This window comes from Mesorhizobium sp. B2-4-3 (genome assembly GCF_006442815.1).
Taxonomy (GTDB): Bacteria; Pseudomonadota; Alphaproteobacteria; order Rhizobiales; family Rhizobiaceae; genus Mesorhizobium.
Genome location: NZ_VFVL01000026.1, coordinates 16960 through 29856, shown reverse-complemented (window position 1 = coordinate 29856; position 12897 = coordinate 16960). Strand labels below are relative to the sequence as shown.

Annotated in this window: 11 protein-coding genes; 10 read left to right on the top strand and 1 reads right to left on the bottom strand. The window is 64.8% G+C overall.

The features are described from left to right. The first annotated feature begins 14 nt into the window (after positions 1 to 14). The 4 genes from FJ956_RS22125 (at position 15) to FJ956_RS22110 (ending at position 4463) form a co-directional block, all read left to right on the top strand. A complete protein-coding gene (locus FJ956_RS22125) occupies positions 15 to 1565 on the top strand; it encodes a trimethylamine methyltransferase family protein (RefSeq protein ID WP_140680513.1) in 1551 nt (516 codons plus the stop codon). A gap of 64 nt (positions 1566 to 1629) precedes the next feature. Continuing rightward, the gene (locus FJ956_RS22120; protein WP_140680515.1) at positions 1630 to 3279 is read left to right on the top strand and encodes an ABC transporter substrate-binding protein; all 1650 of its coding nucleotides are present in this window, start codon (positions 1630 to 1632) and stop codon (positions 3277 to 3279) included. A gap of 94 nt (positions 3280 to 3373) precedes the next feature. After that, the gene (locus tag FJ956_RS22115) at positions 3374 to 3847 is read left to right on the top strand and encodes a DUF3828 domain-containing protein (protein ID WP_140680517.1); all 474 of its coding nucleotides are present in this window, start codon (positions 3374 to 3376) and stop codon (positions 3845 to 3847) included. Between the two features lie 4 nt (positions 3848 to 3851). Next, complete coding sequence (locus FJ956_RS22110; RefSeq protein ID WP_140680519.1) at positions 3852 to 4463, top strand: hypothetical protein; 612 nt, start codon at positions 3852 to 3854, stop codon at positions 4461 to 4463. A 221-nt stretch (positions 4464 to 4684) separates the two neighbouring features. On the opposite strand, the gene queF is transcribed toward FJ956_RS22110, so the two are convergent. Next, entirely contained in the window at positions 4685 to 5146 is a 462-nt protein-coding gene (gene queF / locus FJ956_RS22100; RefSeq protein WP_095818451.1) for a preQ(1) synthase, read from the bottom strand. A 115-nt stretch (positions 5147 to 5261) separates the two neighbouring features. On the opposite strand from queF, the gene FJ956_RS22095 reads away from it, so the two are divergent. The 6 genes from FJ956_RS22095 (at position 5262) to FJ956_RS22070 (ending at position 12834) form a co-directional block, all read left to right on the top strand. Then, the gene (locus tag FJ956_RS22095) at positions 5262 to 7307 is read left to right on the top strand and encodes an NADH:flavin oxidoreductase (RefSeq protein ID WP_140680521.1); all 2046 of its coding nucleotides are present in this window, start codon (positions 5262 to 5264) and stop codon (positions 7305 to 7307) included. Positions 7308 to 7484: 177 nt separating this feature from the next. Further along, the gene (locus FJ956_RS22090) at positions 7485 to 8258 is read left to right on the top strand and encodes a glucose 1-dehydrogenase (RefSeq protein WP_140680523.1); all 774 of its coding nucleotides are present in this window, start codon (positions 7485 to 7487) and stop codon (positions 8256 to 8258) included. A 168-nt stretch (positions 8259 to 8426) separates the two neighbouring features. Then, positions 8427 to 9749 (top strand): histidinol dehydrogenase, encoded by a 1323-nt coding sequence (gene hisD / locus FJ956_RS22085; RefSeq protein ID WP_140680525.1) that lies wholly within the window; start codon positions 8427 to 8429, stop codon positions 9747 to 9749. Between the two features lie 12 nt (positions 9750 to 9761). Beyond that, positions 9762 to 10784: an alcohol dehydrogenase catalytic domain-containing protein gene (locus FJ956_RS22080; RefSeq protein ID WP_140680527.1), complete on the top strand. Its 1023-nt coding sequence runs from the start codon at positions 9762 to 9764 to the stop codon at positions 10782 to 10784. A 34-nt stretch (positions 10785 to 10818) separates the two neighbouring features. Then, positions 10819 to 11550 carry a histidine utilization repressor gene (hutC, locus tag FJ956_RS22075; RefSeq protein ID WP_140680529.1) on the top strand — a complete coding sequence of 244 codons (732 nt, stop codon included), beginning with the start codon at positions 10819 to 10821 and terminating at the stop codon, positions 11548 to 11550. A 282-nt stretch (positions 11551 to 11832) separates the two neighbouring features. Further along, positions 11833 to 12834 carry an ABC transporter substrate-binding protein gene (locus FJ956_RS22070; RefSeq protein ID WP_140680567.1) on the top strand — a complete coding sequence of 334 codons (1002 nt, stop codon included), beginning with the start codon at positions 11833 to 11835 and terminating at the stop codon, positions 12832 to 12834. Positions 12835 to 12897 lie beyond the last annotated feature (63 nt).

The following is a 12897-nucleotide window of genomic DNA, read 5'->3' as shown; positions in this document are numbered from 1 at the left end:
AAGAAGGAGGCTCCATGAACGCACCGGCCGTTGAATTGACCGAACAGACCCACCGCCGCGGCGGTGGCCGTCTTGGCCGCAAGGCGCTCAGAAGTGCGCCGATCGCGTCCTTCCCGACCCTTGTCCGCAAGATCCCCGCTTACGAGATCGTGCCTGACGAAGCGGTGGAGCTGATCCACGAGGAATCGCTCAAGATTCTCGAGGAAGTGGGGTGCGAATTCCGCGACGACGGGGCGATCGAGCTCTGGAAAGCGGCCGGCGCCGATGTCCGGGAAACGCGTGTCCGCATCGACCGCGCTTTGCTGATGGAACTCGTCTCCAAGGTTCCGGCGGAATTCACGCTCAACGCGCGCAACCCCGAGCGCACCGTGCGCGTCGGCGGCAAGAACTCGATCTTCGTGCCGATGTATGGCGCGCCCTATATCCGCGACCTCGACAACAAGCGCCGTTACGGCACGCTCGCCGACCTCAACAATTTCCACAAGATGGCCTATATGGCGCCGGCGCTGCATTCGTCGAGCTCGGTCATCTGCGAGCCGATGGAAATCGCCGTGCCGAAGCGGCATCTGCACATCATCCATTCGGCGCTGAAACATTCCGACAAGCCGTTCATGGGCATCGTGACGTCGAAGGAGCGCGCCGAGGACACGATGGCGATGGCCGGCATCGTCTTCGGCGAGGACTTCGTGCGCGACAACCCGGTGCTGGTGGCGATCACCAACTGCAATTCGCCGCTGGTCTGGGATGCCACCATGATCGACGCCATGCGGGTCTATGCCAGCCACAACCAGCCGTTGATCCTGGCGCCGTTCGCGCTGTGCGGCGCGTCGACCTCGGCCTCCGCCGTCGGCGCGGTGGCGCAGGTCAACGCCGAGGCGCTTGCCGGCGTGGCGCTCACGCAGCTCATCCGGCCCGGCTCGCCGCAGATCTACGGCCAGTTCATGGTCACCGTCGACATGAAGACCGGCGCGCCGATGGGCGGCACGCCGGAAGCGGCCCAGATGATGTATCTGATGGGCGCGCTGGCCAGGAAATACAAATTGCCCTGGCGCACCTCCGGCTTCCATGTCGGCTCCAAGCTCAACGACGCCCAGGCCGGCTATGAGGCGAACATGCTGATGCATGCCGCGATCCTCTCCGGCGCCAATTACATCTGGCATTCCGCCGGCTGGCTGGAAGCGGGCCTCACCTGCGGCTATTCGAAATTCGCCACCGACTGCGAGCAGCTGGTCGGCTGGTACAAATATGCCGGCGGCGTGCCTTTCGACGATTTCAAGGAGGCTCTTGCCGCGATCCGCGAGGTCGGTCCGCAAGGGCATTTCCTCGGCACGCAGCACACGCTCGAGCATTTCGAGAGCGCCTTCTTCATGCCCAACATCATGGACTTCAATTCCTTCGAGCAATGGAACGCCGAAGGCGCGAAGGACCACGACACGCGCGGCCGAGAAAAGGCGCGCGCCATGCTGGCCGACTACCAGGAGCCGAAGCTCGACGAGGGCATTGCCGAGGGTCTCGCGGATTTGATCGCGCGGCGTGAGGAAAAGCTGCCGGACAGCGTTAGTTGATGGATGGCAGCGTCAGTTGAACCAAAACGGGCGAAGACTCGATCAAATCAATGGGAGAAAGAGAATGACACTATTCAGAAGCAATGGCGACCGGGTCCCGGCCGCTATCGAAGCGATGGCAAAGGAGGCGCGGGCGGGTCGTGTCGACCGGCGCGAGTTCCTGGCCCTGGCGAGCGCCTTCGGCGCGTCGACGGCTTTCGCCTATGGCATGCTCGGCCTTGCCGCGCCGACCAAGGCGCTCGCCGATGAGCCCAAGAAGGGCGGAACGCTGCACGTCGCGATGTCGGTCAAGGCGCAGAAGGATCCGCGCACCTATGACTGGACCGAGATGGCGAACATCACCCGCACGTGGCTGGAGCCGCTGGTGCGCTACACGCACCAGTTCACCTTCGAGCCGGTGCTGCTCGAAAGCTGGGACGTCAATGACGACGCCACCGAATACACGCTGCATCTGCGCAAGGGCGTCACCTGGAACAATGGCGATGCGTTCAACGCCGACGACGTGGTCGCCAATCTGAACCGCTGGTGCGAGAAGGGGGCATCCGGCAATTCCATGGCCGCCCGTGTCGGCGCGCTGATCGACGCCAAGACCGGCAAGGCCAAGGACGGCGCGATCACCAAGGTCGACGACCACACGGTCAAGCTGAAGCTCAACGAAGCCGATATCGCCATCATCCCGGGCCTCACCGACTATCCGGCCTTGGTCGTGCACCGCGACTTCGACAAGGATGGCGCCGATCCGATCAAGAAACCGATCGGCACCGGAGCCTTCGAACTGGTGTCTTATTCGGTGGGGTCGAAGGCGGTGGTCAAGCGCCGCGAGAACGGCAAATGGTGGGGCGGCGAAGCGCCGCTCGACGGGGTCGAGTTCATCGATTACGGTACCGACTTCAACGCCACGCTGAATGCCTTCGATTCCGGCGAGATCGACCTCGACTTCGAGACGCCGGCCGACTTCATCGATCCGCTCGACAAGATGGACCTGGTGAAATCGGAGGTGGCGACGGCAACCACGCTTGTTGCCCGCACCAACGTCACGCACAAGCCCTATGACGACAAGCGGGTGCGCAACGCGCTGCAGATGGCGGTCGACAACAACCAGGTGATGCAGCTTGGCTACAATGGCCGCGGCACGGTCGGCGAGAACCACCATGTCGCCCCGATCCATCCCGAATACTACCCGCTGCCCAAGAAGGAGCGCGATGCCGCCGGCGCCAAGAAGCTGATGGCCGACGCTGGCCAGGCCGACTTCGAGCATGAGCTGATCACGGTCGAGGACGAATGGCAGAAGAACACCGGCGACGCCATTGCCGGCCAGCTGCGCGACGCCGGCATCAAGGTGAAGCGCACGGTGCTGCCCGGTTCGACCTTCTGGAACGACTGGACGAAATATCCTTATTCGATGACCATCTGGTACATGCGCCCGCTGGGCGTCCAGGTGCTGGCGCTCGGCTACCGCACCGGCGAGGCCTGGAACGAGACGGCCTATTCCAATCCGGAGTTCGACGCCAAGCTCAAGGAGGCGCTGTCGCAGATCGATGTCGCCAAGCGCAAGGAGGTGATGAAGGATGTCGAGGCGATCTTGCAGGATTCCGGCGTCATCATCCAGCCGTTCTGGCAGAAGCTCTACTGCCACATGAACAAGAAGGTGAAGAACTACTCGATGCACCAGACCTACGAAATGGACTTCCAGAACGTCTGGCTGGATGCCTGAGCGCGCCGGGACTTCATGAGCCGCAAAAAAGCCGGTATGCAGGATGCGTGGTGGCGATCTCGCCGCCACGCCGCCGAACCTCCGGAGATCCTGCATGAAGCCGATAGTGCTTGCCGCTGCCATGTCGATAGCCTTGCCCGGCGCCGCGCTCGCCGGGCCGGCTTCCAAAGCCGTGAAGTTCTTCTACATGCCGGAAGTGAAGTTCGAGGCGGACGCCAAATACCGCGACCGCTTCACCGAGCCGGTGACCAGGCTGTTCGAAGCCAACGACAAGGCGCAGAAGGAGAAGCCCGACGAGGTGTCCTGCATCGATTTCGACCCCGGCCTCGACGCCCAGGATTTCGATCAGAAGACCCTGTCGAAGACGCTGAAGCTCACCGAGACCGTCGATGGCGACACGGCCGAGGTGACGGCGAACTTCAACCTTTTCCCGGAAGGCGATGACTCCAAACGCGAAATGGTCTGGTCGCTGAAGAAAGTGGACGGCAAGTGGAAGATCGCCGACATCACCTCCAAGACCAGCGACTGGAAGCTCAGCGCGCTGGAATGCGGCGCCTCGACGGAGTGACGCCGTGCTTCGTCGTCTCGTCCTCGCGCTGTCGAGCTTGTCGATGCTGGCCGCGGGGCTGAACGGCGCCGCCTCGGCGCAGGGGCTCTTCGGCGCGCCGCCGAACGCGTCGTCGGGCGACAATGCGCCTGCGGACGATACCTCGCCGCCTGCGCTCGACACCTCGCCGCCCGCCGCAACCCAGGCGCCGGAAAACAAGCCGGTCGAACTGCCGCCGCCCGCGCCTGTCCTGCCTGGATCGCCGACGGCGGTGGTCAAGCCCTTCTACGAACATCTCGGGCTCGAGCTCGATCCGGCCCAGCGCAAGAACTTCGTCGATCCGGCGAAAACCGTGCTCGACAAGAGCGATGCGCTGCGCGCCTCGGGGCAGGGCGAATGCCTGGATCCCAACATGGCGCTCGACAATGCCGACTATGACAAGCTCGCCATCGACAAGAGCTTGCGGACGATCGAAGCCGTCGATGGCGACCAGGCCAAGGTGGTCGTCGCCTTCGTCGTCGAGGGCCACCAGCATCGGCTGGAATGGAAGCTGAAGAAGGTCGGTGGCGCCTGGAAGGTCTCCGATCTTCTGTCGGTCACCGGCGAATGGGCGCTCAGCCAATACCAGTGCGAGTGATGGTGGTGATTGAAGATCAGGGCTGGCGATCCTTCGCGCCCCCCTCTGGCCTGCCGGCCATCTCCCCCACTTGGGGGGAGATCAAATGTCCCGCCGGCTTTCGCCAATCTTCGACGTTGCAGGATAAACGGGCCGCCGAAGCTGCCAATCTCGCCCCTTGTGGGGGAGATGTCCGGCAGGACAGAGGGGGGCGCTGTCCCGCCGGCCTTTCGCAACAAATTTCAACCGCGTCCGCGATAGGGCGCGACGCCGGTATCCGGCAGCCATACATCCTTGGGCGGCGCGCCGGTCTGCCAGAACACGTCGATGGGGATGCCGCCGCGCGGGAACCAGTAGCCGCCGACGCGCAGCCAGAGCGGCTTCGTCGCCTCGACGATCCGGCGGCCGATCATCACCGTGCACTCCTCATGGAAGGCGCCGTGGTTGCGGAACGAGGTCATGAACAATTTCAGCGACTTCGATTCCACCAGCGTCCGGTCGGGTGCGTAGTCGATGACGATGTGGGCGAAGTCGGGCTGGCCGGTGACCGGACAGAGCGAGGTGAATTCCGGGCAGGTGAAACGCACGATCGCTGGCGGGCCGTCGCCGCGCTGGAACGGCACGGTCTCCAGGACCGCCTGTTCGGGGCTCTGTGGCGTCTCGACGTGCTTGCCGAGCTGGGTGAGGTTCTTGGCGTCTGTCATGGGCAACTCCTTGCTGCCGCCGTTCGAGGGGCGGCAGCGCAATCATTGGGCGCCGCATTCAATCGGGCGCGGCGCGCTCATTAGCACAATTTGATTTTGAAACGGCAGGAAGAAGATGACCAGCAACGACCCGCTTCTCCAACCCTACCAGCTCAAGCACCTGACGCTGAAGAACCGGGTGATGTCGACCAGCCATGAGCCGGCCTATTCCGAGGACGGCATGCCGAAGGAGCGCTACCGGCTCTACCACGCCGAAAAGGCCAAGGGCGGCATGGCGCTGACCATGACGGCGGGCTCGGCGATCGTCTCGCGCGACAGCCCGGCCGCCTTCGGCAATCTGCATGTCTATGACGACAGGATCGTGCCGTGGCTGGCTGAACTTGCGGATGCCTGCCATGAGCATGACTGCAAGGTGATGATCCAGATCACCCATCTCGGCCGCCGCACCGGCTGGAACAAGGCCGATTGGCTGCCGGTGCTGTCGGCCTCGCCGGTGCGCGAGCCGGCGCATCGCGCCTTCCCGAAGATCATCGAGGAGTGGGACATCGAGCGCATCGTCGCCGACTATGCTTCGGCCGCGCAGCGCTGCCAGGCGGCCGGCCTCGACGGCATCGAGTTCGAATCCTACGGCCATCTGATGGACGGCTTCTGGTCGCCGCTGACCAACCATCGCGACGACGAGTTCGGCGGCTCGCTCGACAACCGGCTGCGCTTCACCGACATGGTGCTCGACGCGGTGCGTGCCGCCGTCGGCGCGAAATTCATCGTCGGTATTCGCATGGTCGCCGACGAGGATTTCGAAAAGGGCATCTCGAAGGAGGTGGGCGTCGAGATCGCCAGGCGGCTCGCCAATTCCGGCAAGGTAGATTTCCTCAACATCATCCGCGGCACGATCGAAACCGATGCGTCGCTGACCAAGGTCATCCCGGTGGCCGGCATGCGCTCATCGCCGCATCTCGATTTCGCCGGCGAGGTGAGGGCGGCGACGAAGTTCCCGACCTTCCACGCGGCGCGTATTTCCGACGTCGCCACCGCCCGCCACGCCATCGCCGCCGGCAAGCTCGACATGGTCGGCATGACCCGCGCCCATATCGCCGATCCGCATATCATCCGCAAAGTGATGGAAGGCCGCGAGCACGAGATCCGCCCTTGCGTCGGCGCCACCTATTGCCTGGATCGCATCTATGAGGGCGGCGAGGCGCTTTGCGTCCACAACGCCGCGACCGGCAGGGAAGCGACCGTTCCGCACATCATCGCAAAGAGCGAAGGACCGAAGAAGAAAGTCGTGGTGGTGGGCGCGGGTGCCGGTGGCCTGGAAGCCGCGCGCGTCGCCGCCGAACGCGGCCATCAGGTGACTGTGCTCGAAGCCTCCAGCCAGGCAGGCGGCCAGGTGAGGCTCGCAACCCAGAACCCGCGCCGCAAGGAGCTGATCGGCATTATCGACTGGCGGTTGGCCGAGCTCGACCGCCTCGGCGTCGAGATCCGCTACGACACCTGGGCCGAGAAGGACGATGTGCTGGCGCAGGCGCCGGATGTGGTGATCGTCGCCACCGGCGGCCTGCCGCAGAACCCGCCGCTGACCGCCGGCGACAATCTCGTCACCTCGAGCTGGGACATCATGGCCGGCAGTGTCAAGCCGGCCGAGAACGTGCTGCTTTACGACGACAATGGCGGCCATCAGGGCATGGGCGCCGCCGAGCTGATCGCCAACAGCGGCTCCAGGCTGGAGCTTGTCTCGCCCGAGCGCTTCTTCGCACCGGAAATGGGCGGCCTGAACCACGTGCCCTACATGCGCGCCTTCCATGAAAAGGGCGTCACCGTCACCATCAACACCCGCCTGCGCTCGGTGCGGCGCGAGGGCAACCAGCTCGTCGCCGAGCTCGCGTCGGACTTCGCCGATGGCTGGCGCGGCGAGCGTCGCGTCGACCAGGTGGTGGTCGAGCATGGCACAGCACCGCTCGACGATCTTTATCTGTCGCTAAAACCCCTGTCGAAGAATGGCGGCGCGATCGACTACGGGCGGCTGGTGAGCGGCGGCGACATCTTCCCCGATCGCAATGCCGAAGGCGGCTTCGTGATGTTTCGCATCGGCGACGCGGTCGCCTCGCGCAATATCCACGCCGCCATCTATGACGGCATCCGCTTCGGGATCAGGATTTGAGCGCGGCGGCAGGACAGCGCGCCGGATAGGGTCGCGGTATATCGGCACAGGGGCTCACGCTCCCCACCGCCAGCTTCACTGCTGCGCCCAAAATCATTTGTATATGCTTGTATGTATAAGCAATGATCGGCTAGTCTCGCAGGCGAGGGCAGGCCGGCAAGGCCAAGGAGGATCGAGATGCGCAATGCTTCCCTCTTCGACCTGTCGGGCAAGAAGGCGCTCGTCACCGGCGCGAGCCGGGGCATCGGGCGCGGCATCGCCGAGGCGCTGAGCGCGGCCGGCGCTGCTGTCACTGTTACGGCGCGCAGCCTTGCCGCGCTCGGGGAGACGACGACAGCGATCCGGGCCGCCGGAGGGGTTGCGCACGCCATTGCCCTGGATGTCACCGATGTCGCCCGTTGCCGCGCCGCGACCGCCGAGGCCGCCGACCTGCTTGGGGGCCTCGACATTCTGGTCAACAATGCCGGCATGGAAGAGGTCAGGCCTTCGCTCGACGTCGACGAAGCGCTCTGGGACAGGATCGTCGACACCAATCTCAAGGGCGCCTTCTTCTGCGCCCAGGCAGCCGCTCGCCGCATGCGCGATGCCGGACGGCCCGGCGCCATCATCAATCTGTGCTCGCTGACCTCCGAAGTCGGCATCCCCACGGCCGTGCCCTACGGTTCGTCGAAGTCGGGCCTGCTCGGCATGACGCGGGCGTTGGCGGCGGAATGGGCCGATCTGGGGATCAGGGTCAATGCCATCGCTCCCGGCTACTTCAGGACGGCGATGACCGAGGTGTTCTACGCCGACGAGGCGTGGCGGCAGTCGATGCTCGCCAAGATCCCACAGCACCGTTTCGGTGACCTTTCGGACCTGCACGGCATCGCGGTGTTCCTGGCCTCGGACGCCTCGGCCTACATCACCGGTCAGTCCTTTCCGGTGGACGGGGGCTTTCTTGCCTCGATCTGACGCGGCTTGCCGGGGCCAGCCCGATGGCAGAGCACGGAAAATGCTGGCGATGGTTATACATACATGTATATACTTTTAAGGAAGCCAAGATGCGTGTGATCCTTGCCATGTCAAATCCCGGCGTGTTCCGGAATTGTCGTACGTCACCGCGTTTCTGAGGAGCAGCCCATGTCCGACGTCAGCTTCCACGACCTGTCATCCGCCACCCCCGAACAGCGGGCGAGCCTGCTGAAGCGCGCCGAAGCCGACCTCTCGGTCTTCGTCGAGAAGGTGCGCCCGATCCTCGATGCGGTCAGGACCGAAGGCGATGCGGCCCTGCTCCGGTTCGTCCGGGACCTCGACAAGGCCGATGTGACCGCGGGCAGTCTGAAGGTTTCGGAAGCCGAGTTCGATGCGGCCTTCGGCAAGGTCGACAAGGATGTCGTCGACAGCATCCGCTTCGGCATCGAAAACATCAGGCATTTCCACGAGGAGCAGCGCCCGGAGACGATGTGGCTCAAGGAGGTCCGGCCAGGCGCCTATGCCGGCGACCGATACACGCCGATCGCCTCCGTCGCGCTCTACGTCCCGCGCGGCAAGGGCGCTTTCCCGTCGGTGACCATGATGACCTCGATTCCGGCCGTCATCGCCGGCGTGCCGCGGATCGCGATCGTGACGCCGCCGACTTCGGACGGTTCCGTCGACGCCGCAACCTTGGTCGCCGCCCGCCTTGCGGGGGTCGAAACCGTCTACAAGTGCGGCGGCGCGCATGCGGTCGCCGCTGTCGCCTACGGCACCGAGACGGTGAAGCCCGCGCTCAAGATCGTCGGGCCGGGCAGCCCCTGGGTGGTGGCGGCCAAGAGCCTTTTGTCCTCGATCATCGATACCGGTCTTCCGGCCGGCCCGTCGGAAGCGATCATCTTTGCCGACGACAGTGTCGACGGCGGCCTCGCCGCGCTCGACCTTCTGATCGAGGCCGAGCACGGACCGGATTCCTCCGCCTATCTCGTGACGCACAGCCGCAAGGTCGCCGCTGCCGCCCTGGCAGCACTTCCCGAGCACTGGTCGCGCATGAGCGAGCAGCGCGTCGAGTTTTCGCGCGCGGTGCTGACCGGCAAGCGCGGCGGCATCGTGCTGACCGCCTCGCTGGAGGACAGCTACCGTTTCATCAACGACTATGCGCCCGAGCATCTCGAGATACTGTCGCGGGAACCGTTCGCGCATCTCGGCCACATCACCGAGGCGGCCGAGATCCTCATGGGTCCGTACACGCCGGTGACGCTCGCCAATTTCGTCCTCGGGCCGAATGCGGTGCTGCCGACCAGCCGCTGGGCGCGCACCTACGGACCGCTTTCGGTGACCGACTTCCTCAAGCGCTCGTCGGTCGGCTATGTGACGTCGGCCGCCTATCCGGAGCTTGCCGGGCATGCCCGCACGCTCGCCCGCTATGAAGGGTTCAGCTCGCACGAGAACGCCGTCTCGGAAATCCGCGACCGCTATCTCGGCGCCTGACGGACGGTCGCTATGAAGGCCGCCAGACTCCATGGCCCCGGCGACCTGCGCGTCGAGGATATCGCCGCGCCAGGGGCCCCCGACGCGGGCTGGGTGAAGCTGCGTGTCGATGCCGCCGGCATCTGCGGGTCCGACCTCCACAATTTCCGCACCGGACAGTGGATAAGCCGCGTGCCCTCGACGGCCGGCCATGAGCTGACCGGCACAGTGGTAGCGATCGGCGCGGGCGTCGACACCATCGCGGTGGGCGACCGGGTCGTCGCCGATTCCCGTTTCTGGTGCGGAGAATGCGCGCAGTGCCGCGCGGGCAGGCGGCATCTATGCGCCTCGCTGGGCTTCGTCGGCGAAGCATGCGACGGCGGCTTTGCCGAGGAGGCGGTCCTTCCGGCGCGGCTTTTGCATGTCATCGACGCCGCGCTTGACGAAAGGGTAGCGGCGATGGCCGAGCCGCTCGCCGTCGCGCTGCACGCGGTCCGGCGCCTGCCGAAGACGGCGGGTGCGGTGCTGGTCGTCGGCTGCGGCACCATCGGCGGCCTCGCGGCGCTGCTCTTGTCGCGGACGTTCGGCGGCAAGGTGCTGGTCACCGATCGCAATCGGGCGCGCTGCGAGCGTGTCGCCGGCGTGACCGGCGCCACGATCGTCGATCTCGACCGCGAAGCAATTGCTGCCGCGCTCCACGGAGCGCCGTTGCTTGCGGCCGTCGAGGCCACCGGCAGCATCGCTGCGCTCAACCGGTTGCTGGATGTTCTGGGTTCCGGCGCCTCCGTGGCGCTGGTCGGCATTTTCCACGGCCGCCTCGATATCGACCCCAACATGCTGGTCGAGCGCGAGATCGCGCTGCTGGGATGCCATGCCTTCGCCGATGAATTGCCCGACGCCATCGGGATGCTCGGCGAACTGTCCGCACCATTGATCAACCTGATCGATCGCGAGATCGGCCTGGACGACGTTCCGGCCGCCTATGAGCGCCTGCTGGCGGGGCAGGGCGACGGCTTGAAAACCATCATCCGGGTGCGGCGGCCTGCCGGCGCATGATTGCCGACAGCTTGCCGGAAAGGACGTGTGAAACATGAATGCTTTGCCCGATACGGCCAGTCCTCTCTACGAGAAGGTCAAGGACTACATCCTGACCAACATCGGAGCCGGCAAATGGAGCAAGGACCGCAAGCTGCCGTCCGAGAATGAATTCGTCGCGGCGCTCGGCGTGTCGCGGATGACCGTTCACCGGGCCTTGCGGGAATTGACCTCGGCTGGCTTCCTGATCCGGCTGCAGGGCGTGGGGACATTCATCGCGCCGCCCCGGCCGCAGTCGACGCTGATCGAGATCAACAACATCGCGGCCGAGATCGTCGCGCGCGGCAACAGGCATCGCTCCGAGGTTCTCGTCCTTGAAAGGATCACGCCGACCAAGGAGCTCTCGCTGTCCTTCGAATTCGCCAAGCGCCCGGCGATCTATCATTCGGTGGTCGTCAACTTCGAGAACGACCTGCCCGTGCAACTCGAAGAGCGCTTCGTCAATCCGAGCCTGATACCCGACTATGACAAGCAGGATTTCTCGAAGACGGCGACCTACGACTACCTGATGCAGAAGACCCCGGTGACCGAGGTCGAGCACATCATTTCCGCTGTCCCGGCCGATGCCGAGACGGCGCGGCACCTCGCCATCGATATCGGCAGTTGCTGCCTTCTCCTGCATCGCCGGACGTGGACGGGCGCGGTCGTGGCCACCATCAGCAAGCTGACCTATGTCGGTAGCCGCTACTCGCTCGGCAGCCGCTATTCTCCTTCCCGCAAGACGTGAAACGGGTGGGACCGTTCGTGCCTCCGGCGCCAGTCACGAAGGAGCCCGGATCAGCTTGCCCAAATGCTGCCGAGGTCCCGGAAATCAGCCTCGCCAGCTTGTATATGCATGTATGTATTTTCGCCTTGACATCCATTGCCGCCGACGTCGAATATCGTTTCACTTCCGTCGACGTGGCAGGTAGGACGCCGAGGCACAGTGCCGCAAGAAGCAAGCCGCATTCTCGCAAGGCAGGAAGTTTGGTTCAAAAAACGGCCTGAATCATCAAGGGGAACAAAAATGATGCGTAACCTCAAAGGACAATTCCGTGCGCTCGTCGCGGCAGCCGCAGTCGGGTTCGCTCCGCTGGCCCACGCCGCCGACGCCACCATTCCCGCGACGCCTGAGTCTGGGTCGTTTAAGATCGGCATCGAGCCGTGGCTGGGCTACGGCCAGTGGCACGTGGCCGAAGCCAAAGGTCTGTTCAAGGCAAGCGGGCTGTCGGACGTCCAGATCGTCAATTTCGCCGAGGACAAGGACATCAACGCTGCCCTGGCGAGCGGCCAGCTCGACGCGGCGAACATCGCGACCCACACCGCGATGGGCATGGTTGCGGCTGGGCTGCCGGTCAAGATCGTGCTGCTGCTCGACGTCTCGATGACGGCCGACGCCATGATCGCAGGCAAGGACATCGCCTCGATCGCCGATCTCAAGGGCAAGCAGGTCGCCTTCGAGGAAGGCACGACAAGCGACATCCTGCTCAAATACGCTCTTGCCAAGAACGGCATGTCCATTGCCGACGTCCAGCCGGTGCCGATGCCGGCGGCGGATGCCGGCAGCGCGCTGATTGCCGGACAGGTCCCGGTCGCGGTCACCTACGAACCTTATCTCACCGCGGCCAAGGCGCAGAACAAGGACGTCAAGCTTCTCTTCACCGCCGGCGAGGATCCCGGCCTGATCAGCGACGTGCTGGTGGTGCGCGACGAGGTGATCAAGTCGCGGCCCGGCCAAGTGCTTGCCATGATCAAGACCTGGGATGCCGCGCTCAAGGCCTACAATGCCGACACGCCCGGCGGCCGCGCCATCATCTCCAAGGCGGTCGGCTCGAGCGTCGAGGATCTCAACACCGCCTTCGACGGCGTGCGCTACTATTCGCTCGCCGAGAACAAGGACGCTCTGACCGGCGAGTTTTCCACCAAGACATTCGCCGACGTCGAGGCCGCCGCCAAGAATGCCGGGCTGCTGCAAGCCGACGTGACGCCGGAGCAGATGATCGATCCGGCCTTCGTCAAGGCCGCGCAGTAGGCGGGGCGTGGCGGTCGCAGGGATGTCCGACGAGCCTGCCGCCAAAGCGAGACCGTCCGGGGC